General features: G+C 43.1%; 30 protein-coding genes. 11 read left to right on the plus strand and 19 right to left on the minus strand.

What is annotated here, in order from left to right:
- Window positions 1-16: 16 nt before the first annotated feature.
- Complete coding sequence (locus FHS68_RS09855; protein WP_167269567.1) at window positions 17-1198, plus strand: efflux RND transporter periplasmic adaptor subunit; 1182 nt, start codon at window positions 17-19, stop codon at window positions 1196-1198.
- A gap of 84 nt (window positions 1199-1282) precedes the next feature.
- Window positions 1283-1618 carry a PadR family transcriptional regulator gene (locus FHS68_RS09860; RefSeq protein ID WP_167269569.1) on the plus strand — a complete coding sequence of 112 codons (336 nt, stop codon included), beginning with the start codon at window positions 1283-1285 and terminating at the stop codon, window positions 1616-1618.
- Window positions 1619-1820: 202 nt separating this feature from the next.
- Here the strand turns inward: FHS68_RS09860 and FHS68_RS26385 are convergent, their stop codons facing one another.
- Together FHS68_RS26385 and FHS68_RS26390 are read right to left on the minus strand one after the other, a co-directional pair.
- Entirely contained in the window at window positions 1821-2315 is a 495-nt protein-coding gene (locus FHS68_RS26385) for a PDDEXK nuclease domain-containing protein (protein ID WP_229211836.1), read from the minus strand.
- A 98-nt stretch (window positions 2316-2413) separates the two neighbouring features.
- Window positions 2414-2827, minus strand: coding sequence for a DUF1016 N-terminal domain-containing protein (locus FHS68_RS26390; RefSeq protein WP_229211837.1), 414 nt, complete (start codon window positions 2825-2827; stop codon window positions 2414-2416).
- A gap of 231 nt (window positions 2828-3058) precedes the next feature.
- Between FHS68_RS26390 and FHS68_RS09870 the strand changes: the two genes are divergently transcribed.
- The gene (locus tag FHS68_RS09870; RefSeq protein ID WP_167269571.1) at window positions 3059-4618 is read left to right on the plus strand and encodes a M12 family metallopeptidase; all 1560 of its coding nucleotides are present in this window, start codon (window positions 3059-3061) and stop codon (window positions 4616-4618) included.
- A 97-nt stretch (window positions 4619-4715) separates the two neighbouring features.
- Here FHS68_RS09870 and FHS68_RS09875 read toward each other — a convergent pair whose 3' ends face one another.
- Both FHS68_RS09875 and FHS68_RS09880 read right to left on the minus strand, forming a co-directional pair.
- Window positions 4716-5108 carry a T9SS type A sorting domain-containing protein gene (locus FHS68_RS09875; protein WP_167269573.1) on the minus strand — a complete coding sequence of 131 codons (393 nt, stop codon included), beginning with the start codon at window positions 5106-5108 and terminating at the stop codon, window positions 4716-4718.
- Window positions 5109-5396: 288 nt separating this feature from the next.
- Window positions 5397-6974 (minus strand): FG-GAP repeat domain-containing protein, encoded by a 1578-nt coding sequence (locus tag FHS68_RS09880; protein WP_167269575.1) that lies wholly within the window; start codon window positions 6972-6974, stop codon window positions 5397-5399.
- Between the two features lie 405 nt (window positions 6975-7379).
- On the opposite strand from FHS68_RS09880, the gene FHS68_RS09885 reads away from it, so the two are divergent.
- From FHS68_RS09885 to FHS68_RS09895, 3 genes are all read left to right on the plus strand, one after another.
- Window positions 7380-8000 carry a hypothetical protein gene (locus FHS68_RS09885; RefSeq protein WP_167269577.1) on the plus strand — a complete coding sequence of 207 codons (621 nt, stop codon included), beginning with the start codon at window positions 7380-7382 and terminating at the stop codon, window positions 7998-8000.
- Between the two features lie 174 nt (window positions 8001-8174).
- Complete coding sequence (locus FHS68_RS09890; protein ID WP_167269579.1) at window positions 8175-8579, plus strand: hypothetical protein; 405 nt, start codon at window positions 8175-8177, stop codon at window positions 8577-8579.
- Between the two features lies 1 nt (window position 8580).
- Window positions 8581-8934 (plus strand): hypothetical protein, encoded by a 354-nt coding sequence (locus FHS68_RS09895; RefSeq protein ID WP_167269580.1) that lies wholly within the window; start codon window positions 8581-8583, stop codon window positions 8932-8934.
- On the opposite strand, the gene FHS68_RS09900 is transcribed toward FHS68_RS09895, so the two are convergent.
- Window positions 8901-9188, minus strand: coding sequence for a hypothetical protein (locus tag FHS68_RS09900; RefSeq protein ID WP_167269582.1), 288 nt, complete (start codon window positions 9186-9188; stop codon window positions 8901-8903). The two genes, FHS68_RS09895 and FHS68_RS09900, sit on opposite strands and share 34 nt — an antisense overlap.
- A gap of 183 nt (window positions 9189-9371) precedes the next feature.
- Here FHS68_RS09900 and FHS68_RS09905 point away from each other — a divergent pair, with 183 nt between their 5' ends.
- Complete coding sequence (locus FHS68_RS09905; RefSeq protein ID WP_167269584.1) at window positions 9372-9701, plus strand: helix-turn-helix domain-containing protein; 330 nt, start codon at window positions 9372-9374, stop codon at window positions 9699-9701.
- A gap of 19 nt (window positions 9702-9720) precedes the next feature.
- On the opposite strand, the gene FHS68_RS09910 is transcribed toward FHS68_RS09905, so the two are convergent.
- The 14 genes from FHS68_RS09910 to FHS68_RS09975 form a co-directional block, all read right to left on the minus strand.
- Window positions 9721-10128, minus strand: a complete 408-nt coding sequence (locus FHS68_RS09910) for a hypothetical protein (RefSeq protein ID WP_167269586.1) — start codon at window positions 10126-10128, stop codon at window positions 9721-9723.
- Window positions 10125-10598: a hypothetical protein gene (locus FHS68_RS09915; RefSeq protein ID WP_167269588.1), complete on the minus strand. Its 474-nt coding sequence runs from the start codon at window positions 10596-10598 to the stop codon at window positions 10125-10127. Before FHS68_RS09915 ends, FHS68_RS09910 begins: the two co-directional genes overlap by 4 nt.
- Window positions 10599-10691: 93 nt before the next feature.
- Window positions 10692-11681, minus strand: a complete 990-nt coding sequence (locus FHS68_RS09920; protein ID WP_167269590.1) for a phosphotransferase enzyme family protein — start codon at window positions 11679-11681, stop codon at window positions 10692-10694.
- A gap of 64 nt (window positions 11682-11745) precedes the next feature.
- Window positions 11746-12324: a YdeI/OmpD-associated family protein gene (locus FHS68_RS09925; RefSeq protein WP_167269592.1), complete on the minus strand. Its 579-nt coding sequence runs from the start codon at window positions 12322-12324 to the stop codon at window positions 11746-11748.
- A 42-nt stretch (window positions 12325-12366) separates the two neighbouring features.
- Window positions 12367-12771 carry a VOC family protein gene (locus tag FHS68_RS09930; RefSeq protein WP_229211838.1) on the minus strand — a complete coding sequence of 135 codons (405 nt, stop codon included), beginning with the start codon at window positions 12769-12771 and terminating at the stop codon, window positions 12367-12369.
- A 104-nt stretch (window positions 12772-12875) separates the two neighbouring features.
- Window positions 12876-13580, minus strand: coding sequence for a helix-turn-helix transcriptional regulator (locus tag FHS68_RS09935; protein ID WP_167269596.1), 705 nt, complete (start codon window positions 13578-13580; stop codon window positions 12876-12878).
- Window positions 13581-13672: 92 nt separating this feature from the next.
- Entirely contained in the window at window positions 13673-14854 is a 1182-nt protein-coding gene (locus tag FHS68_RS09940) for an acetate/propionate family kinase (protein WP_229211839.1), read from the minus strand.
- A 104-nt stretch (window positions 14855-14958) separates the two neighbouring features.
- The gene (locus FHS68_RS09945; RefSeq protein ID WP_167269600.1) at window positions 14959-15957 is read right to left on the minus strand and encodes a bestrophin family protein; all 999 of its coding nucleotides are present in this window, start codon (window positions 15955-15957) and stop codon (window positions 14959-14961) included.
- A 164-nt stretch (window positions 15958-16121) separates the two neighbouring features.
- Window positions 16122-17168 carry a hypothetical protein gene (locus FHS68_RS09950; protein ID WP_167269602.1) on the minus strand — a complete coding sequence of 349 codons (1047 nt, stop codon included), beginning with the start codon at window positions 17166-17168 and terminating at the stop codon, window positions 16122-16124.
- A 173-nt stretch (window positions 17169-17341) separates the two neighbouring features.
- Window positions 17342-18061, minus strand: a complete 720-nt coding sequence (locus FHS68_RS09955; protein WP_167269604.1) for a hypothetical protein — start codon at window positions 18059-18061, stop codon at window positions 17342-17344.
- A gap of 7 nt (window positions 18062-18068) precedes the next feature.
- Window positions 18069-18668 carry a hypothetical protein gene (locus FHS68_RS09960; protein ID WP_167269606.1) on the minus strand — a complete coding sequence of 200 codons (600 nt, stop codon included), beginning with the start codon at window positions 18666-18668 and terminating at the stop codon, window positions 18069-18071.
- A complete protein-coding gene (locus FHS68_RS09965) occupies window positions 18665-18928 on the minus strand; it encodes a response regulator transcription factor (RefSeq protein WP_167269608.1) in 264 nt (87 codons plus the stop codon). Before FHS68_RS09965 ends, FHS68_RS09960 begins: the two co-directional genes overlap by 4 nt.
- 41 nt (window positions 18929-18969) lie before the next feature.
- Window positions 18970-19299, minus strand: a complete 330-nt coding sequence (locus FHS68_RS09970; protein ID WP_167269610.1) for a response regulator — start codon at window positions 19297-19299, stop codon at window positions 18970-18972.
- 80 nt (window positions 19300-19379) lie between these two features.
- Complete coding sequence (locus FHS68_RS09975; RefSeq protein WP_167269612.1) at window positions 19380-20462, minus strand: ATP-binding protein; 1083 nt, start codon at window positions 20460-20462, stop codon at window positions 19380-19382.
- A gap of 225 nt (window positions 20463-20687) precedes the next feature.
- On the opposite strand from FHS68_RS09975, the gene FHS68_RS09980 reads away from it, so the two are divergent.
- From FHS68_RS09980 to msrB, 4 genes are all read left to right on the plus strand, one after another.
- Window positions 20688-21239 carry a dihydrofolate reductase family protein gene (locus FHS68_RS09980; protein WP_167269614.1) on the plus strand — a complete coding sequence of 184 codons (552 nt, stop codon included), beginning with the start codon at window positions 20688-20690 and terminating at the stop codon, window positions 21237-21239.
- A 251-nt stretch (window positions 21240-21490) separates the two neighbouring features.
- Window positions 21491-22216 (plus strand): cytochrome b/b6 domain-containing protein, encoded by a 726-nt coding sequence (locus FHS68_RS09985; RefSeq protein ID WP_229211840.1) that lies wholly within the window; start codon window positions 21491-21493, stop codon window positions 22214-22216.
- Window positions 22200-22967, plus strand: a complete 768-nt coding sequence (locus tag FHS68_RS26655) for a molybdopterin-dependent oxidoreductase (RefSeq protein WP_310588535.1) — start codon at window positions 22200-22202, stop codon at window positions 22965-22967. Before FHS68_RS09985 ends, FHS68_RS26655 begins: the two co-directional genes overlap by 17 nt.
- 51 nt (window positions 22968-23018) lie before the next feature.
- The gene (gene msrB, locus FHS68_RS09995) at window positions 23019-23507 is read left to right on the plus strand and encodes a peptide-methionine (R)-S-oxide reductase MsrB (protein WP_167269616.1); all 489 of its coding nucleotides are present in this window, start codon (window positions 23019-23021) and stop codon (window positions 23505-23507) included.
- Window positions 23508-23577 lie beyond the last annotated feature (70 nt).

Consider the following 23577-nt stretch of genomic DNA (forward strand, 5'->3'; position numbering starts at 1 on the left):
TTAATAAAGAGATCAGATGAAAAATATATTGATTGTTCTAATGCTGTTTGCGGGGTTTTCTTCCTGTGACAAAAAAGCGGAAGAAAAGCCGGAAGCCGCACTCGAAACGCCAGAAGAGGCGGAAAGCAGCACGGTAGAATTGACAAAAGCCCAATACGAGACGGCTAAGATTGAATTGGGTACCACGTCTGTCCGTAATATTAGCGAGGTGGTAACTGCCAATGGCGTGATTGACATTCCGCCGCAAAATTTGGTAAGCATTTCTGCACCAATGGGTGGCTTTGTCCGGAAAACGGAGCTTTTGCAAGGAATGAATGTCAAAAAGGGGCAGGTTTTGGCTACCATCGAAAATCCCGATTTTATCCAGATCCAGCAGGATTTCCTGGAAACTGAAAGTAAACTGGAATATGCACAGCTGGAATTCGCGCGCCAGAATGAATTGAGTAAAGAAAATGTCAATGCGCAAAAAGTGCTTCAACAGGCCGCATCTGAGGTTAAAACACAAAGAGCTCGGCTTTCGGGATTGCGTGAGAGGCTTTTAACCGCAGGTATTAACCTTAAAATATTGGAAAAAGGGACCATTGTGAACAGTGCAACGATTACTTCTCCCATCAGCGGCTCCGTAACAACCGTCAATGTCAATCTGGGAAAATATGTCAACCCAACGGATGTAATGTTTGAGATTGTGGATACTGACCATTTGCATGTGGAGCTTTCGGTTTTTGAACAGGATATTCCTAAAATCAAGCTGGGGCAGCTGGTACGTTTTACGGTAAGTAACAATCCCGGAAGAGAGCATTTGGCAAAGGTTTATCTGATCAATCAAAAAATTAATGAAGACCGGACGGTGCGGGTACATTGCCATTTAAATCACGATGCTGCCGGTTTTTTACCGCAAAATTTTGTAAAAGCGATTATTGAAACGGGTGCTAACCCGGTAACAGCCCTACCCGACCAGGCTATTGTTGATTTCGAAGGCAAATCGTACATTTTTATCCAAAAAAATAATCGACCTACCGGGCATAACGAAGCTTCGGGGCTAACATTTGATATGTTGGAAGTGGTCAGGGGCGTGTCTGAAAACGGGTATTCACAAGTTAAATTTTCGGAAGATTTCGAATCTGATCATGTAAAAATCGTCATAAAAGGAGCTTACTCGCTGTTATCCAAACTTAAAAATGAGGAAGAAGAAGAATGAGAAAATATTTAACATACAAAACATAAATTAATAACCTCATTTTACATACATTTGGTTACAATATAAGTCATAAGCATTGATTTCATGAAAGGAGCCAATCTTGGTGAATTTGAAGAGCTGGTATTGCTCACCATTGCCTCGCTGGCCAGCGAGGCTTACAGTGTGGCAATTTGCGACGAACTCGAAAAGTACACCGCCAGGACCGCCAAGTTGGGCGTTGTGCACGCTGTGCTGAACCGCCTGGAAGAAAAAGGTCTTGCAAAAAGCCGGTTAGGCGAAGCGACCAGCGCCCGAGGCGGCAAGCGGAAGCGCTTTTATGAGGTAAGCCATACCGGCAAAGTAGCACTTACCCGATCGAAAGAAGTGCGTGAAAATATCTGGCGAACTATACCTGGCTTTAATTTGGAAGGTTCGATATGAAGGGGAATAACCTAAATTCCTGTATCGACAACCCACCAGCCGGATCCAAATGCTGGCAGGCTCACTTGGCATCCTGATTTTCGCATTCCGTCTGATTGGCTCACTGACGGTTAGGGCTGCTAGGAATAATCCTGTGAAAGTTTTGAAGAGGGAGTAAGGGGCTGGATTAAACAGGTAGATGAAAGACTAACATGCAGTATTGTTAAACTTTTGAATTTAGCAATTCCCTTAATTGCTCCTTACTAGGCAAAACAGTTTGGTATCGGCTTGCAAAGATCTGATCATTGTTTTCCGGTAAAGTCATTTCTATTAGCAGATCACTTTTCTTTTGGCAAAGTATAATTCCAATAGTCTTATTTTCATCATCCAATTTGATATTACGATCGTAATAGTTTACGTACATCTGCATTTGGCCAATATTCTCATGTTGAATTTCGCCGATTTTCAGATCGATGATTACAAAGCATTTAAGAAACCTGTTATAGAAGACTAGATCGGCATAAAAATGTTTATCATCAAAAGAAATTCGTTTCTGCCGAGCTACGAAGGTGAATCCCTTCCCCAGTTCCAATAAAAAATATTCTAGTTTATCAATCAGCGCATTTTCCAGGTCGTTTTCCGAGTAACGATATTGTTCCTTCAAGTTTAAAAATTCGAGAATATAAGGGTCTTTAATTGCATCTGTAGCACTTTCCATCTTGTGACCTTTTTCAGATAATTTTTTAACACCTTCTCGGTCTGCGCTTAGAGCCAGGCGCATATAAAGTCCCGAATTGTACTGGCGTTTAAGCTCCCTTATACTCCATCCGTTTTCAATGGCCTCAATTTCATAGAATTTTCTTTCCCAACATCTTTAATGGAAATCAAGGAAAGATAATGTGACCAGCTGAGGCGGAAATTTGGCTGGGTAGCTAATGGAATATTCAATTCCGCAGACGGTGTCTGCGGAATTGAATATTCTAGAAAAAACAACCTCATTTGTTCCAGATTTCTTTGCGAAAATCCCTGGCCAAACTCTGATTGAAGATCTTGGGACAATGCTTTGATTAGTCCTTTACCGTATTCCGCGCGACTCTCTCCTTTCTGATTTTCCTCGACAATACGTTTCCCTATCAGCCAATATGCGGTCACCATTGTTGCATTAAGACTTTGGTAAACGTTTTGTCTGGCTTGACGAAGGATAATTTTTATATCATGCAGTATTTCCATAAACACTGCAAAATACCTTCATTTTGTGGCTTATCAAATTCCTGCTAAAAACCCGGCCCGTAGCGTCCCTAATTCCTTACCGTTAACTCAATCCAATCTTCGTTCAGCGATTATCACCTTCCCTTCGTCGATTACCTAAGCCTCTCACAAAGCGACCGATTTACATTTGATCATCCGAATGCGAACAACCGCATTTGTCAACTCTAAATCACTTTTAAAATCGTATCAATCATGAACGGAATCTATTTTTTAGCCAGAACAAGCGTTTTTTTATTGTCAATCGCTTACATGACATCCTGCCGCGAGATGGAGCAGGAGAATGAAATTGTTACCGCCTCAGCATCGACTTCAACCCGTACCAAACCTGAAGAAGCTTATCCCGGAGAAGAAGGTGTTTTGAAAAAGGGAACACTCTTCCGGAAGGAAATCACTTACACAGAAATCGACAATAAGGCTGTTTTCCAGGGAGACATTATTCTCACTCCTGAGCAATTGAATGCTACTAAAAATGCCCGAGTCGAGGGCGCCGGTTCACGTTTGGAGAATACGCGATGGGAAAGAGGGATTGTATTCTATACCATAAACACCTCCACCAACGGTAAGGAAATCGTGCAGGCTGCTATCGCGGAAGTTGAAGCTTCCACTCCGATAAGATTCATCCAGCGGACCAATCAGTCCGATTACGTCACATTTTCTCAGGGAAGAGGGCTTTCTTCCTCCCTTGGCCGGACAGGCGGGCAGCAGTTTATCATGTTACCAATACTATTTACGAAGGGCGGGGTACTGCACGAAATTGGCCACGCACTAGGTTTGTTACACGAGCATACACGGGAAAGTCAGGCCTCCACCCTCAACATTAATCCAGCCAATGCTTATGATTCGATGTTGCCTTCCTTAAAAACTTATTCAAGTCAATATTACGCTGGTTTTGATCTTGGATCGATGGATTTTGAGTCGATCATGATGATGGACTCTTATGCTTATTCTAAAAATGGGCTGCCTGTAATGACACGTAAAGATGGCTCGACATTTGGTGTACAGCGTGACCATTTCTCCGCTGGTGATATCTCCTGCATCACGGTTATGTATTCCAATCTTCTTGCAATAAGTGCAGACAAACTGTACGCGGCAGATCTTATAAAAGGCAAAAAAACCTTTTACCCTTCGTATTGGGCTGGAAGTGAGGCTGTAATCTCTACCCCATTAGTTGCTTATGTTGCACTGGGGGGACAATTATTTTGGCTAGATCCGCTAACGGGTGAGGCACATTCCCTCGCATCCAATTTTTCGGGAGTAAAAGGAATGGTCTATCTGGAAGGATACCTCTATGTTTTGCAAAATGGTTACCTATGGAAAGTCAATGCAAAGAGTGGATACGCTATGAAAGTAGGCGGGCAGATATGGAAGACTGCAACGGCAATAACGTACGCATCCGGTTTCTTCTTTATCGTAAGTGGCGACAATCTCTTCAGAGTAACTCTCGGCACACAGACCTTTGTATCCTTGGGCACAGGCTACACAGGCGTCACTGAGATCACATCCTTAAAAGATCTGGTATACGTCATCAAGGCCAGCAAACTTTATAAAGTGAATCCCATAACCAGTGGCGTTTCCGTATACGGCATTAGCACATGGAGCTCCTCAGCCAGATTGACCGCTTCGAAAGATATCTTGTTACTTGTTGATCAGGGTGTTTTATATAATGTTGATGCGATTGCCTGCCGCAACTTTATCTCAAATGGTTGGTCGGGTATTAATAAGATTGCAGCAACTATTCCGGAAACCTGGTAGCCTGGATATTGATTATTAGGACAATGTCCAATGTTTACAAAAAAACCCTTTCGCCCGGTAAGAGCGAAAGGGTTTTTATTTTCATGAAAATCAGGTGTTAACCTAACGAGACAATGCGTTGTGTTTCAGAAGTCTGTGTATTCAATTCAATGTCTTTCACTTCTTTGTGATTGCCGTCAATCAGGATCACCTTGTAGGCTCCGTCGGGCAGGTCACTCAGGTCAAATCTGGTACGGGTAGCAGCTGCATCTTTTGCAATCGTCTGTGATGCAAGGGTATGTCCGAATTCGTCGACAACTTTCAGCGAAACTTCTTTTTCTGCTTTGATAACATTCACGTCAATTTTTCCTTTGATGGTTGTCACCACCCAAAATTTGGTTTGAACACCATCCGAAACTGAGGTTGAAGTTCCTGTGTCTGCTTTTGCGAATCCTGTTGAAGAAAGGGCAAGTGAACATGTTAAAAGTACTGATGCGATGAGCGTTTTCATGGTTACTTATGTTTAAATGTGATTGTTTAAATTTGTTGAGAGCGACATTGCTCCCGACTTCCGATACAATGTTAACCGTCCTTTCCCGCCCCACAAAGCAGACTCGACAGAGAGGCATCAAACAACGACAAACGGCCCGAATATCATCATAAATGACTCAAAATGAAGTAATTGAACAAATATTTACGCCTTTGTAGATTAAAATCAGGAATTGGTAGAGTGGCGTTGGGGTTTCATTGAGTGTAGGAGGTTTTGGTTACAAAAAATGGGTGGTTGGAAGCGAGGTAACTATCTAATCGTATTCTCCAAAACAATAACCGAAGGCCCATCGGACAGCCACTTTTTCCCAAGCCCGGTAGTATCTCCTTGCGGTAGAAAATAAACGAATGACCCTAAAACAAGATCAACATCCCCATCGGCGTCCATGTCGCCTGCATCCATGACGACCCAGCGTCCCTTTGTAGCTTCGGGAAAAGAGTAATCTTCAAATTTCAACTTTCCCTTATTTTCCAAATAGATAAAACTTTCCTCCGGATAGCGCAGATAATCCGGGAAAAATGAGATTGCGGCAATATCCAGGTCACCGTCCAGATCGTAATCCTGGACCATTGCCTTGTAAGCACCGTTTAATTGATAGAAGTAGGATTGCTTGAAATTGGATTTCCCGTCATTCAGAAAAATATAAATGCCGTGGTACTCCTTTAAAACTGGCGTCTTATCCGCATTGTCACCACAGACATAGACGATATCATCAAAACCATCCTTGTTGAAATCAGCGAGCTCAATGTATTGCGAGCCGTTGAGCGGCAGAAAAGAAAGCACTCTTCTTTCCTGAAATTTTCCAGCCCCTTGGTTTTCGTAGAGAAAAACACCTTCATCAGCCTGCGCCATCAATACGTAAATATCCGGCAACCCATCGTGATTGGCATCCTTGATGATCGCCGTGATCGCACCGGGTTTGTTCCGCAAAATTTGTTTGTCATATCCACCTTTTCCATTGTTTCGGTACCAGGCCAATTGCCCGGTCTCGTTCCCAAATTCGCAAGCAACAATATCTTCAAATTCATCTTTATCTAAATCCCCATAAGCCATAGATACCGGCCGACGCAAATTTGAAACGGGAGTGTCTGCTTGTTTATACCCTTGCTGAGATCCATTTTTCAGTAAACGTTGCAATCCACCGTCGTTTGCATCAGTTGGAAAAACGCCCCGACCGCTTGTGGTCAGGTATAACTCATTTGCTTTCTCATAAAAATGAATTGGCGTTGAGGCTAGTGGAATAGTATAATTTTCTTTCAAATCGGGTTTAAGAAATGTCAGAACATTGCGTCTGTTTTTCCCGTCACCGAAAACAATACCCCGATTATCGGGGAGGATTTTGACCATACTCGTCAACGCTGGCCGATGATTATATGATGATTCCCTGTATTTGAAATGTTTGAGCCCCATCAGTATTTTACTTTTCCGAATCGGATCTGGAATGGTATCCGGCGCATTGTCCAGATAATGCTTTACAATTTTGGCCCAATCCTCTTTCGCCAAAACTGGCGTTTCAGGAAAGATACCTGCACTGCGTACTGCATCGCCGCCTACACCCGCATCAAACAGGCTATCCGGTCTGAACCTGCCACTATATACGCCCATGCGATTGCCCATGGATGGGAGTACATCGTTCCAGACGGTTTTGGTTAACAATTCCGGCTTTACAAATCCGTGGCAGCGGCTGCAATGGGCAATTGATAGTTCTTTTCCGGAGAGCCCGGAAGCGGGCGGTTCTTTAAAATCAACTTTTTCAGTTTGCTTTTCTGACGTGCAGGAGACACTTAGGAAGATCAGGGAAAGGCAAAACAAGGTTATAAATCTCATATATCAAAAAAGCGGAGCCGAGCTATTGGCAAATGACGCAGGTCAAGTCCGAAAATGCGAGAATTTGTCCAATAATTTTCATTTCAATAAATTATTTGGAAGGTTATCATCTAATATTCAGCCAATCACACTGCTCATCTTCATCCATAACCACACGATCGAAATAGGGTTGGGATTTTTTCATGAGTTGAACTTCTACGTAAGACTTTTTTTGCTAAATCAGGGTCAGAATTGGAAATTAAAAATGCGTAAATATTGGGAAACAAGCATCTTTGGCGGGACAAAGACTTGAATTATTATTCCTGATCACTCGCAGCGGCCGCGCGGTGTATTCGTGGCCGAATATTTTTTGTAGCCACGAATACACGAATAGGGCACGAATAAGGATGAAATTGTTTACAAACTATGATCGGAAGACACTTAGTGCTTATTGGGATAATCATTGCAGCGGCGCTGCTGGTACTGGCAACATTACACTATCCTGGCGGATCGCAGGCTGACATTAATTCCATTGGTTATGACTGGAAAAATAATTACATCAGTAATCTTTTCGGTGAAAAATCATTCAATGGTGCAAAAAGTGGGTCGCGCTTTTGGGCAGTTGGTGCTATGGCCTCACTTTCTATTAGCTTTACTATTTTCTTTTTCAGATTTTCAAAGAGAATACCAGCAAGAGGATCCGCCAAAATCATCCGATTCTTTGGTGCCAGCGGAATGGTGTTTTCTGCATTCATAGCAACCAAATGGCATGATCAGATGATTACCATTGCGAGCACCCTGTTTCTCGTCAGTATATTTTACATTACTGTTTATGTTTTCAAGACAAGGCTGTATTTCTTCAAATTCCTATGCACGGTATGTCTTCTTACTTTTTACGTAATGCTATTTCTTTTTGGGGCAGGTTTTTACATGGAATTTTGGCCGATCGTGCAGAAGATTACGATCGCCAACTCGATAATTCTGGTTGTCGCATTAGAATATTATGCCAGAGAGGAGGATTTTCAGCATATTAAGGCGGGGAAATAGAACGCTGCGCATAAAAATAAACCTTAAAATATCCCATCACTGCCGGAGAATAATTCCTCTTATCTCCTATCCTTTTTACGTAAGTAAATCCCACGTCTTTCAACTTATCAGTCACAAAATCCATTTTTAAATCTGCCCGTTTCGGCACAAAGTAAATACCATTGAATCCTTTTCATGAATAATAATTATCTTAAAAGGCATGAGGAGAGCCTCAAATCCTCGGAGGTGCTCATCTCCAATCACGCGCATTACAGTAATAGCATTCATTGCTCCTACTATTCAGTTTTTCAGTACATGATGCATTTCCATAAAGTTAGAGGGACACGAGTATTCAGGGATAGGGATAAACTGGCAGGAACCGGCTCGCATGTTTTGATCATAAATGCTACCTTTGAAATTCTGCTTACAATAAACCGTAAGAAAGCCGACTTTTTCTATTCAGAAATCGGCAGATTAAAAGCAGAGCGTGTGATTGCCGATTATAAGGAACATCACATCGATCAAACTAGAAGCAGTATATCATACGAAATAGCAAAAAAACTTATTTTGGTTCTCTCAGACACTATAAACACCAAATGACATGAAAAAGGAAAACAAGCTGGTAATCAAACTTCTGGATTGGCTTGCTGCAAAGCATAGCCATATGTCCTTTTTATACGGTTTTGACGTATGGGCAAATCAGCATGTCATAGAAGTAAGGTCTAGGGAAGGTTTCCAAAGTGAAGAATACATGAATGACAGGCTTGATGCTATTGTGGAGTTCATATCCAAATTCCCTTACCAAGGCATTCTTTTCCTGAGCAATGATCCTTATCTGAAAGTGGAAGATCCGATTTATAACACCGCGGACAAGGTCCGTAAAGTGAAGCCAACCAGGCGATCGGCTTCACCTGCAACTTTTCAACAGGATTCCATGAAGGGTTTAGCCAAATAGCCCACCCGAATTCCTTCCTCCTCAATACATTGCCCCAAAAATCCTTTCGCTGATCGCTCCGAATAATCGTCGACAAAAAGTCTCGCAGTTCCTGCATCCCTGAACTCTGCAACCCTTTCAAGCATCAGCTCAACCCCAACTGAGTTGATCACAAAAGCTGAAATCCGGACAATTTCTTTACCATCTTCAATGCAATCACGATGGAGGGATACTTCGGTTTGCGTTTCGGGTAGGGTGATGATCTTGAAGTTCATGATGGGTTTTGGTTTTGGCGTGATTTTGAAAAATGTCTAGTGGAGGTAGATTTGCTATATTTACGACCCGTCACTCGGTTTTAAGGGCGATGCACCAAATATAGTTCTATTTGCTATTTATAAGTAACAAATGTAATTATTTAATTCTTAAACATATTTTTTAAGAATATTAGGAATTTTAAAATGACTGAAAGAATTGTTGCTCTTTTCAGAGCAAAGCATTTAAATCAAAAGTCAGCGGCTCAATTATTAGACCTATCAGGCCCAAAAATCAGCAAGGTAATATCTGGCGAACAGACGTTGTCCGGAGAAGCATTTGGCATACTGATCAGGGAATTCAATGTTCACCCAAATTGGCTTTTTGGATATATTGGAACGGCCGACGAAGTGATATATATGTCAAACCTTGTCCCAGAAAGTGAACTGGCAGCACGCGACAAGCAAATCCAGGAATTGAAAAATGAATTGGGAGAAGTTTACAAGCAATTGGCGGAGGAACGTCGGAATAAATGAAGTTTAAACAACGATCTAACTAATTTGACCTCGTTGAAATGAAATCCAGCCTTCCATTAAGAACTGATATTTCGAATAAGTCATTACGGTCAATGGCTTCATCCGTTTCGTCAATGATCAATTTTCGGAAAGCCTTGCTTAACGAAATTTTCCCTTCGGACCCTGTTTTCGGATATATGTAACTGAGATAGATCTTATTATCCATAACATACACATAAAAGTATGCCCGAAATCCGCCTCTACCGCCAATCCTTTTCTTAACAACGCTCCGATAGCTGCTACTGGAGATTGTCGTGCCATGGCGGATCTGATCGTCTGAACAGTTAAAGAAATTGTCGATGACTTGACGCTCGAGTATTTTGTACGAATTATACTTAATCAGCTTTTTAAATTCTGATTTGAAGCGTTCGGTGCAATATATATTCATTGCAATCCAAACAATCGGTTCACGGATGCCATGAAGTCCTTGTCTCTTCTCAGATCAAAAAAAATGTTCTCTGCATCATCAACAACTTCAATCAGATCATCGAGTTTGTACATGAATAAATCGTTGTACTCATCGGAAATGCTGCTTTCGAGTTCAGAGCCAGTCGCTTTGATGCTCTCAATGACGTAGCGAAGAGAAGAAATGATACTATTGATTTTATGAAGTTCCTCTTCACCGACCTCAAATGCAGTAAGCTTTTCTACCGCATAAGTGAGAACTTCCATTGCATTCATCAAATGCTCCGCAATATCAACTGGTTTATATGTCGGAGTTAATGCTTCGGAATGATCCCCGTGAAAAATACTACGGATATTAAAACTTATTTCGTCAAGATATTTCCTTGTGCCGTCCAGATCACTTAGTGCAAGTTCTTCTTTTGCTGATAACATACTCATTGGTTTGATTTTCATAGGTTTGCAAATTTCATCCAATGGAACGTGAGTTAATGGTCAACAATTTACGAAAAGGATTGTTTTAAATAGTGGTCTGATCATCAGTTAAATCTATCCAAGTTGGTTAATCTCATAATACTTCTTAACCAGCCCGTTGATAAACCTCTTCAAATAGTTTTCACTCAAGAAGGAATTGGACCAGTTGTCGTATCGCTGACATTGAACTCCTAGATAAAAGAAATACAAGCTCAACCCCAGCATTGGAATCAGCGCTTTTTCTTCGGCCCTGATTTTAGTTACTGATTCATACCCTTCCAAAAAACTGTCAATTTTCGGTTGATAAGCCTTCTCGTCGTACTTCTCAATGTTATGCAATTGAAGAATGTAGTAGGATATATCAAGACAAAGCCAGCCATTTCCGCAGAAATCAAAGTCGAAAATGGTGACCTTATTGTCGCTGGTAATATTCAGGTTGTCAAACCAAATGTCCAGGTGTACTATTCCGCGACGGATCTCACTATGGTTTATTTTCGAAAATTCACCCAGCAAATACTTCTGAGTCGATCTCATGAATTGCATTTCCTCAGTATCCTCATGCAGAAACCGCTCCAATTTCGGGAGAGAATCAACAAGTATGATTTCCGGTGTGTACTTGATCCGATCGAGCGTCAGATCCAAGGTAACTTCATGTATGCGGGCCATCAATGCACCTACCTGGAAATGTGTTTCTGCCGAAACATTGTGAATTTTATGACCATCTGCGAATGAAAACAGCACACCAAACCGATCTCCTTCCGGGGCGTTAAGGGTTTGAATGAAGTTATTTTCTTCGTCAGGAATTGGATATGAAACGGAAATCTGATTCTCTTTAAACAGGTTTAAAAGTTTAATTTCCTCCAAAATCTCCGTCCGGGTACGCCAATTCAAACTATAAATCCGGAATACGAATTTAGCTGACCCATCTGCGACCAAGTAACTATCGTTTATACCGGCGCGGATCAACTCGCATTTTGTATCGCCAGTAAAGCGATATTTTCCTTTCAAAAATCCCCCCAGATGAGTCGCTGAGAGATTGGAGTTACTAACTGGAAAATGTGTCATCTGGTGATTTTTTATAACCCAAACATAACAACATCTTACAGATACTGCGTAGCAGATTGGAAAATCACACCTTCGCCCTCACGTTCTCAGTTGCCTTTTCCACAGTCTGCCGCACCCTTTGCTCACGCGTTTCAGGCCTTTTTGCGCTGAAAATCCAGTTCAGGATCTGGCGTTTTGCGGATTTTGGAAAGGCTTGAAAGTTCTTGTAAGCAACTTCATTTTTAGAAAGCAATTGCTGTAAATCGTCCGGTATTACGGCATTTTCAATATCCAGCAATGCATCCCAGGTTCCGGTTTCCTTGGCAAGATCGATGAAATATTGTCCGGCTGGTGTCATCAATCCGTCCACTGTCAATCTCTGCACACGTTCTTTGTTGATGCTGCTCCATGTGCCGTTTGCTTTTCGTAAAGTGAACATCAGATAACTGCTATCTGCATCCCTTTTGATGGATTTCGAGTCGATCCAGCCAAAACAAAGTGCTTCTTCTATTGCCTCCGGATAATAAATGCTTTCCGTTTCACTATTCTTGTGATAGATAATCAACCAGACAGATTTCTCTGTCTGGCCATTTTCTACCAGCCATTCACGCCATTCTTTGCGGGTTTTGGCGTAAACAGCTTGAATGTCGTTCTTGGTCTCCATGGCATTTTGTTGGTTTTGGGATTAAAGAATCGACGGTTGCAATTATGCTTTTTTACCTGCCAGAATATCCAGATAATGCTGATTGTACATAATCCCGAGAATGTTGCCAAAAGGATCAACGACCGAGGCAGTAACAAACCCTGGTCCGCGCTCCGTAATAGGCTCGTACACAGTTGCTCCCGCAGATAGCAGCTTCTCAAACGTCGCGCTAATATCATCCACATGCCAGTTGATAATTGCCCCGCCTGGCGTTCCGCTACCTCCGCCATTGGGTGCATAACGACTGTCGATGATGCCAAATTCATGCTGATAATCTCCAAGACGGAATTCGACATACGCTGGATTTTCGGCGTCCGGACGTTGGAAATAGGCTTCTATTCCGAAGAAATCCGAATACCAATTTCTTGCTGCTTTCACGTCGGCTGCCCAGAAATTTAATGTTGTCATGCCTCTTAAAGTTTGTTCGCTAGCCATTTGTCTGTTGTTTTTAGTTATTGATTGATTACCCTACAAACATAAGGCGCCCGTGTGTCAGCGTTATGTCAGGGGTATCAGGAATTATTTTGAGAAATCTTGAAATATTCAAGAAGGGTCATGTTGTGAGGTTCAAACTTCTCATTCAAGATCGCAAGGTTGCGGATACGGTCCAGGCGAAATGTCCGAAAAGCTTTTCTTAAACGGCACCAAGCTATTAGCAACCAGTTTTCCTGCGTGCTGAGTAAGGCAAAGGGTTCGATAGTCCGGAGGGTTGTAATGTTCGTGTCGGGCGAGTAATAGTCAATCTGAACTAAACTGAAACGGGTTAATGCAAGTTGCAAAGACGAAAGATTCGTACTCGTCCGGTCGTTTTCGCTGTTGTGGCTAAAAAGTACCCGCTCGGCAAGGAGGTTGGCATTTTCCTTTTCATTGTATTTCAAAACAGCCTTGATCTTCGTAATCGCTGCGGTATATTCCCTGACGAAAGACGCATCCTTATTTTTCAAGACCAGTTGTTCCGCGGTAATCAGTGCATTGGCTTCCGTTTCGGTAAACATCACCGGAGGCAGCCGGTAGCCATCCATGAGCGAATAACCCTTTCCCTCCTCCGTCACAATAGGAACACCACTTCGCTCCAATGCCCTCATATCACGATAAATGGTCCTGACACTGACCGAAAACTTTTTTGCCAGTTCGGTGGAGGTCAGCAGCCTCTTCGTTTGCAACTGCGTGAGAATAGCGGTAAGTCTGGAAAGGCGTTTAGTTTCGTTTTCTGGCATGCAATCGTATGACGCTTTTATTATACATCAAAACCTCCCTGGTAACGCCAATGTGCTGACCTAAGCAAAAGACAAATTGTACTCATCGCCATTTAACTCGTAAACAACGCGGATGCTTTTTGCTTCGTCAGTTTTGCGATCATGTATTCTTCATTGGCTGGAATTAAAAACACCTTTACTGGGCTACCTGTCTTGGAAATGATCATTTCGCCAGACTCATTGGACAATGCATCCAATTCAATGCCCAGATATCGCAGGCCTTCGCAGATCCGGAGCCGGACGGAAGCCGCATTCTCCGCTATCCCACCCGTAAAAACAAGACCATCTAATCCTCCCAAAACACTTGTCATGGCGCTAATCCATTTTTTTGCCTGGTAGCAGAACATATCAATGGCTTCCGCCGCAGGTTTATCGGTTAATTCCTTATCGAGCAGCTCACCCAAATCACTGCTTATCCCGGAAATCCCAAGCAATCCCGATTCATGATTGATCAAATCAGAAATTCCTTCGGATTTAACCAGCTCATTTTTAAGTAGATAATCAATAATCCCCGGATCAAGGTCGCCTGACCTCGTACCCATCATCATGCCGCCGACTGGCGTAAATCCCATTGTTGTATCCATGCTTTTGCCATTTTTCACAGCGGCCATACTGCATCCACTGCCCAAATGCGCAAGGACCAAACGTCCGTTTGCAACTTCATTACCATATTTTTCACGGAGCGCTTCCAATAGATAACTGTATGACAACCCGTGGAATCCATAACGTTTGATGCCTTCTTCCCAAAACTTTCGGGGCAATGCAAATTGAGCTGCAACAGCCGGCAAGCCTGCGTGAAAAGCGGTATCAAAACAGGCAACCTGTATCAGATCAGGTTTCAGTTTTTGAATTTTTTTAATCAATGAAATTTCGGCAGGCATATGGTCCGGATCATAAGCACTGATTTCCTGTAATTCCTCCAAAAGATCCGGGGTAACCTCCTCCGCATTGCTGTGGTCCATGCCGTGAACGATCCGGTGACCCGCCGCTTTAATCTTTTCAAAACCAATGTTCTCTTCCAGCCAGTCAATTAAAAATTCAGCAGCCGTCTCCATAGTTTGCTTACCAACCGATTTTTTTTCATTCCCCTCGCCTTCTTTTTGGGTAAAACTAAAAATGGCCTCATGAGTACCAATACCCTCCATTTTTCCCTTCAATAGCAATCGCAATGTTTCATCAATCGTGTAACAAGCAAACTTGATGCTGGACGAACCGCCATTCAACGTCAAAATCATTTCTGTTTCATTTATTATCAAATCTGCCATGCGAAGGTCCCGTTCTGAATGCGATATATATCAAGGTAAGGGAAATGTTCGAGTGCGCAAAGGGGAGGAAAAGGTTAGAATAATACGCCTAGATACGGTTTCAGGCGCTCGGGGACTTGCTCGTCTTCCAACATATCTTTTAGGTCGATTTCTATATTGCGGACGATTGTGCTTAGCGGGACATCGTTAAGTAGTCCCTCGAACGGATTTTCACTGATATCGCCGACGTATTCCATGAACATAAAAACCCAGGAGACAATGAGGTTGAACGGGATAAGTAAAAACATGTATTTCTCACCCATATCTACAAATTGGTTTAGCATTGCAAATGGCAGGAGCGTCATGAACACGAGGATGAACAGATTGGATGTAGTCGCATATTGGCGCGGGAAAGGCGTGTTTTTGATCCTTTCGCTTTTTCCTTGTTCGTCGTATAATTTGGAAAGCAGGTCCTGCAACGCGACATGCTGGTAAGCGTTAATGATACCATTCTTTTTTAGCCTGCTCAAATGCTGCGATTGCCGGTCCAGCAATTGCGTCGACATATTTCCCTTATGCTGGAGACTGCCATGTTCTCCCGAAGGCAAATGTCGGGCGATTTCAGTTTCGCACAACAGTTTTGTGCCTTTCAGCGCATCGCGTTGTCTCTTGCTCGCACGGTCTTCATGCTCCCAGCTGGTGCGTTGTGCCATCGCATTCCTAAGTGCATATAACCAGGCTACATGCCTGTAAATGATCACCTTGGCTTCGTGATTTATGGTTTCATCTTCATCGGCATTGCTTGCCATAAACCCTCTCAACGCCGCCCCAAATGACCGGCTGTGATTGGTAATGGCACCCCAAACCTTGCGCGCTTCCCAGCTGCGGTCATAAGACTGGTTGTTTTTAAAACCTACAAAAAAAGCAGTCGCGGTACCGATCATTGACACGGGCAGCCAGGGTACAGCCACCCATTTCCAGTCCAGGTATTCATAAACAAAAACCGCCATTAAGCCGGTAAATAAGGAAAATAATACCATTCGCCAGGAATAAAAATAGACGATCAGCGGGGACAGGTAGCGGTTGACGTACATAGTTTAGTGATATCGGATACGAAGAGATACCGCACAATTTATTTAAAAATTTGGTTGGATTCCATTTTTATCATCATCAACAAATCCAAAATCTACAACGCCATGTTTTGAAAAAAGCCCCGCCTGCGTACAAGACGCAAGCGGGGCTTTTTTATCCGTTTGTCTTAAGCGTAAAGTCTCCAGTCGTAAGTAAGGTGATACTCTCCGCCATGTCCTCTGAAACGTATAACCTGCTCAGGGCTATCCGTTTTTCCATTCCACCTTGTAGAAAGCGAAGGAATCTTTATTTTAGCGCTGAGAGGTGGGAAGACATCGTCATTCCAGGCACGAGACAAAATCCCACAAATGCGATCTACAATATACCCAATCACATAGGCTAGCGCAGCTCCGATCGTCGCTCCCAAACCTAATCCTGCTGCTATAAGGGCTGCTTTAACTTTTTCTTTCACGAGTTCAAAAAGTCTGTTGATATACTCGGGGAAACCGCCCATATCTGCCTCGGAAAGAACCAGCGTGACAATGTAATTCTTCGGAAAAGTATTGCCTTCCAGCAAATTGAAAAAAGTGAACTGGCGTGGAGGATTATACTTAGTTGTTTCACCATCGTCGAAACTGCTGCTTACCCGAAATTTGGTGATTTTATTGGTGTCCCCGGTTTCGTCAATACTGGTTCCGCCCAGATCGATTTCGTCATCTCCAAATTTTTCCGCCCAGGAGCTCCCGGTTTCATCCACGCATTTCACGCTGTGGATTCGTAGTTCGAGTTTGTTTGTAGTTGGTGCCGCGCCGGCAGCTGCAACGGCAGCAACGCCATACAGTTTCTTGATATTGGTGATTTCAGTGGCGCTCAATTTCAATGCAGCTGGAAAAGCAATTGCCTTGACCTGGTCGTCGATTGATCGTTCGCTACCTAGATTGACGGATGCAAGCTCCCCAAAATGCTTTGCCCTGGCAACAGACGAGGCGTTGATTGTGGCTGTGGCTTTGGCCGCTGCTCCTTTCTTAACGTCGTCCGGCAATGCAGCAAACCGGGATTTCAATACATTCTCGAATGTGTTCGCATTCGTGGAAACAGGGAATTTGGCGGCCTGCGTAAAGTTAGCAGCCACTTTTTCAGCAGCAAGCTCGGCTTCGCGGACAATGCGGTTTGCAATTTTGAGGAGTTTAGGATCATTCAACTCCAGTACTTGTGACATTGTGATTTCTGACATGACTTTAAAAGTTAAATAGTGAAAATGATTAGTTTATTTTGCCGATTATCGACCCGACAAAGTTCCACAATCAACTCGCAGTCAGTCCCCACCAAATCTGGTGGTATTGTGGTGGTGGAGTAAAAAAAGCTGCTTCGGGTGGAAAGCAGCTTTAAGGTTATATGTACAGAATTTTAAATGTAACGCAAGGTCCTCGCGTGTCGGAAGCCTATTGCGTAGAGGATTTGAGATGCAATATTTAAGCAGTTGCCGATCAGGTATAGCTTGACGTAAAGTGGAAAGTCGGTATCATAAATTTTGTCGCCAGCGAGATAAAATAGCAGGGCCAGCAAATGGGTGACGATCAGGCCGCTGCTAAACCAGAAGTAAGGTATTTTATAAATGGATACTTTGTAATCCTGCCTGACCATATATCCAAGCTGAATGAGCGGCAACAGTGATGCAAAAATCCCGTCCAATGTAGGCGTGAAGACACCAGTGGCATTATAACCCGTTATCCAGAAATAATCTACCACTGCAATCAACGCCAGCAATACCGACGCCCAACCGATCCATTTACCAATTCCCGCCGGTACGACTGTTACACTGAAAAACAATCCCAGAAAAATGAAATCCGTTAAAAAAGAAAGAATTCCCAGAAAGTTGGTATCTCCTATTTCAAATTTCGTGAGGAAAGGCCTCCAAAGATCGGTCTGATTGTTAACTGACCAGATAAACGCTTGTTCGATGAGGTTTACCAAAATGATGACTGAGAGATATAGCAAGAAAATACGGCTTGCTTTATCCAGCAGTCTGTAATGCAGCATGGCAGCCACCACCGGAATGAACATGGCGGCTATTGTGAACTGCCCAAACTGAATGAAAAGCTTATTGTAGAAGGCTTCGTCTTTCATAGCCTAGTCATTCCGCGCTTGAAGGAATTTTTACACCTCTGGTCGTTGAGCCTGAAGCTATAAAACCGGTAAAGAAATCAATGTATGAGAATGTAAGTCCTTTTATTTTGCCCAATGTGTAAAAATAAACTCTGGTCTGTTGATATCTCTTCAAAGCGCTTAAGGGACAAACAAAGCTGATTGTCTTATACTTCGCCGCAAGCTCGGGGGTGATTTCAACGGCATTTTGATCAGAAATTTCCAAACGCGATGAAACAGGTATTGTGAGAATACTTTTGAAATCAAATTTAGGCTTACCGACTATTTGTCGCCTCTTGAAGAACTTGTGATTTAATGTTACAGAACTTGGTTCGTTAATGTTGACTACGACGATTTCAAGATAATTAGAACCGTTCGCTTCGGCATTTGTTATTTCATTTAATTCGATTCTGTTAATTTTAGGTTCAACACCATCCCAATAGGCTAAAACCCACCGATCCTCTTTCATGTTATCTGGCGTACGATTCTCCAAATCAGCGTTTGGGGTCGGGCCTTTCACCTTTGAAACTTTTGATTCTACCTTTCTTCCAAATTGCTTTGCCATCTTGACAGTTGATTTAAAGTTCACACTAATTTTCCATTGATTGCCTTTGCTACGGCCTCCGGGGCCGAGTTTACGTGCAGTTTTTCATATATATTTTTGACATGCCAATGCACGGTGTGATAACTTAAAAAGCACGCATCCGCGATCATTTTATAGCTCATTCCTTTTACCATACAACCCAGAATTTCACGCTCTCTGTCGGTAAGTTCCACATATGTGGGTTGCGCGCGTACAAACTGATGCTGGAACATTTGAAACACTTTGACTGCAATAGTAGGTGACATATGTGCTCCTCCGTTCGCCACATCTTTTACCGCTTGCAGGATTATCTCGGGATCGGGACTTTTGAGGACATATCCCGAAGCCCACCGCAAATCGCAGCAAAAACCCTGTGTTCATCTTCAAAAACCGTTTGTATTAACACTTTTACTTCTGGGCAAGCCGCTTTTAAGAGCTGCATAGCCTCAATCCCCGAAATTCCAGGCATCTGTATGTCCATCAGCACTACATCAGGTTTGAGCCTGAGCACTTTGGCCACCGCCTCATTGGCATCACTATATGACCCTACCAAATTTACACCCTCGGTACCAGTCAGAAAAAGGCTTAGGTTCTGCCGGAAACTCTTGTTATCCTCAAATAAAACAATCCGTATCATAATGCTCACCGTCAATAATTTGAAACACAAAGCTCCTCATAACCGCCCACCAAGCTACCCAGCAATATTGGTGGTTTCGCTTAGAGGTCAGGCACGATCATCGAAATTCGTGTTCCCATTCCGGGCGACGACTCGATCGTAAGGTCAATAAAGCTTTCCGCCGCACGGGTTCGAAAATTTTTAAGCCCATTTCCTTCGCTTGGTTTACTTATGTCAAACCCGACACCGTCGTCTTCAATCCGCAGACAAAGTCCATCCCTGGATTGCGAGACCCTAATATTGACACTACCGGCTGACGAATGTTTGGCAATGTTGTTGATGGCCTCTTTGAAAATCAGGTATAGATTTCGGCGCTGCTCCATATTGATCCCCAATCGGTTACCTGTTCGGGCTTCATTCTCAAACTGCACAGCAATCTCCTTTACCGCCAGCATCTGAAAAGCCAGAGAACGCATTTTTTCAAACAGCTTTGCCGGAGAATCGTTGTCGGGATTAATGGTCCAGACAGTATCCCTGATCGTATTAATGGTCTCTTCCGAATCTGACCTGATATGTGCAAGCAAGTTTTGTACTTCTGTGCTATCACCCACTTTGCGCTGGACCATATTGGTTGCCATGGCAATGCTGCTTAGCGTCGCCCCTACTTCATCATGCAAATCAGCCGCAAGGCGGTTTCGTATCGCCTGTACTTTTAGCTTTTGCTTGAAATGATAAAGAATGAAAAAGTACATCAACGCACTCAGCAACACCAGCACGTAAACAATCACCGACGGTATGAACCACCATTCTTCCATCAATTCGCGTTCAACTGAAAATGAGATTTGGGTCCGCCCGGACACATTGCCTGCCGTGATTCCCTCCACTTGCAGCTCGTAATTCCCTCCTTTCAGATTGTTATAGCGCGTCGCCGGATAGGAACTAGTAGTCCAATTGTCATCAAAGCCACGTAATTGGTAGCGGTAATGGTCAGTTTTAATGTTTTTTGAAGAGAAAAAAAAAGTCAGGTCATGGTCGGAAGCAGTAAATCGCATTGGATTGCCAGCCTGATACCGCAATACTTTTCCCGACACCAGGATGCTGTCGACCTGCATCTGGCCATAAAGGCTGGATATTGTCATTTGCAGGATAGCGCAAAGGAAAAGGGTATGGGGACGTTTGAGCATTGGCAATTTACCATTTCAGCTAAATCACCTAAATGTAAGTCCCTTACTCACTTGTTAATGAACCGTTTAATCGATTATAGCTGAATTTTGCTAGGCTTAGCCCGCCGATTTTTTTATCGCTGTTGCCGCAATTGCCCCCGTTTAAAGCCGCATCGACAACCTATTAAAGAAAACCCTACCCACTAGCTTTGCATTATACAATGACAAACAAAAACGAACAGCACAATGAGAAAGTTAAAATTGCAGGTACAAATGACCGTTGACGGATTTATCGCAGGACCCAACGGCGAAATGGATTGGGTGTCAATGAATTGGGATGACCAGCTGAAAAATTATGTAGGGGATTTGACCACACCTGTCGACTGCATTGTGTTGGGCCGAAAACTTGCGGAAGGATTTATTCCCTACTGGGCCGCAAATCCGGAACAGGATGGTGCTGACATATTCAATGGATCACATAAAGTAGTCTTTACCAAAACGCTCGAAAAGTCGGATTGGGAAAATACGGTTTTGGCAAAAGGCGACATTGTTGAGGAAATCACCAAATTGAAAGAACAGGATGGTGGGGATATCATTGCCTACGGCGGCGCCCATTTTGTATCAGCCCTGATCAAAAATGGATTGATTGATGAATATCATTTATTCTTCAATCCCGCCGCGATCGGTGAAGGATTGCCGATTTTTAAAGAACTCAACAGCAAAAAAGATCTGACATTAGTGAAATCCAATGCCTTTGACTGCGGCATTGTCGTCATGCATTATGAGTCAAAAAAGTAATCTCCATTATTTTTCCGAAGCAAACGAAATCTATCGCCCCGGGCCTAAGCCTGGGGCGATTTAAATAGGAAGATATATTTTAAAATATAGCTCCCTGGCCTTGCTCACTTTTACCGATGATGGCACCAATTATCCAAATAAGCTAAAAGAACGACTGCAAAAAAAAACAGCGGACTTCTTAAATCGTCTGGTATAATCGTGGCGTATATTTATGCAAAGTGTTGAACCACGGATAGGTAATCGGGCAAAATATGAAAGTCATCAAAGAAAAACATGCATTGGCAATGCGGTGGACCCACTGGGTCAACTTTCCGATCCTGGCTATCATGATCTGGAGTGGCCTGCTCATTTATTGGGCCCACGGCGTTTACTCCATCACGCTTTTTGGACACACTTTTGTGAAATTTTTCCCGGATTGGTTTTACCAGTTTTTCAACCTCCGCAGGCGATTGGCGGAAGGCATGGCGTTCCATTTTTTGTTTATGTGGTTTTTCGCTGTTAACGGGTTTTTGTATGTCCTTTACACCATCATATCAGGCGCGTGGCGGGAGCTTATTCCAAAAAAATCATCGTTCAAAGAGGCTTGGCTGGTTGTTTTGCATGATCTGCACATCCGCAAAACCCTGCCCCCGCAAAACAAGTATAACGCCGCACAAAGAATTGCCTATACTGCTATCATCGTCATGGGATTTGGATCGCTGGTCACTGGGCTGGCGATTTACAAACCCGTTCAGTTTTACTGGATCACCTGGCTTTGCGGCGGCTATGGTTTCGCCAGGATACTTCATTTCGCTTTAACGATCGGTTATGTTTTATTTTTTGTTATTCATATTGTGCAGGTAATTCTGGCGGGCTGGAACAATTTCAGGTCTGTTATTGCAGGATTTGAGGTTTTACAGGAGCCAGCCGTACCGGGGCTGGAACAAATACAGGATGAGCCAAATTTAATCACCGATCCCAGTGGACCAAAAGACTAATACCGTCGAACAGAAGATAAAAAGAAGGAGTTTTATCTCATTTGCCACGTTTGCAGTGCTTTCTGGTGCTGCTTTTGGAGGTTGGAAATGGCTTTATAACTCGCCCAAAGAGGAAGCCGGCATAACCGCACGGGCACGCGTGCCTCTGCGTAAAGCCATGAACAAGACGGAAGTGTTTTTCAGGAATTTTTTCAGCGGCAATCATTTGGTCAAAACTTATCCGAAAGATCGGGCTGCTCAAAAGGTAAGGGTAAACAGTATGATCGGTTTGGAAAAGGAGGGTTTTAATCCCGAAGAATGGGAGCTGACGGTTGCAAAAAGCAAAGACGATGTCTTCAAACTTAAAATGGAAGATATTAGGGCATTGCCCAAAACTGAAATTATTTTTGATTTTAAATGCGTGGAGGGCTGGGATCAAATCCAGCATTGGGCCGGTGTGCGGTTTATCGATTTTATCGCGCACTATCAACTTGAAAATGAGACGAGAATGCAATACGTAGGTATGAAAACGCCAAATTCAAAGTATTATGTTGGGCTGGACATGGCCAGTGCCCTGCATCCGCAAACCATTTTGGCCTACGAAATGAATGACAAACCGCTAACTTCCGAACATGGAGCGCCACTGCGACTGATTATCCCTGTCAAATACGGCATCAAAAATCTGAAAAGGATTGGCACCATATCATTCAGCGATAAGCGTCCGGGAGATTTTTGGGCTAGACATGGTTATGACTATTATTCCGGGTTATAATTGATTTCGAACCAAATTTTAAATAACAAACAACAATTAAATCATCAACACATGAGAGCGTTTCAGATTATTTTTTCTTTAATTATTTTTTGTTCAACACTTGCGTGCAGCCAGGACCGGCAAAAAAAATCTGCCCAGAAAGAGACCTATCCGATTATGAAAACGGATGAACAATGGCAGAAACAGTTATCCAAAGAGGCTTATAGCATTATGGTAAAAAAAGGCACCGAGCGTCCTTACCAGAACCCATATTGGGATAACCACCAAAAAGGATTTTATGTGAGCGCCGCAACCGGTGATACGCTATTTACTTCCGACACAAAATTCGAGTCAGGAACCGGTTGGCCTAGTTTCTACAAGCCTTACAATGAGAAGGCAGTGAAGGTAGTGTCAGACAGGTCGCTTGGAATGGTGCGGGAAGAAGTGGTGGAAAGCAAAACCGGTCTGCATCTTGGCCATCTTTTCGACGACGGCCCAAAGCCTACCGGAAAGCGGTATTGCATGAATTCTTATGCATTAAAATTTGTGCCGGCAAAATAAAATTTAAAATCCTGGAAATTCCGTCCCCGGTTTCATAACCTCTTATCACCCGTTCGTTGCTGGTATGAAC

The sequence above is a fragment of the Dyadobacter arcticus genome, assembly GCF_011762185.1.
Taxonomy (GTDB): Bacteria; Bacteroidota; Bacteroidia; order Cytophagales; family Spirosomataceae; genus Dyadobacter; species Dyadobacter arcticus.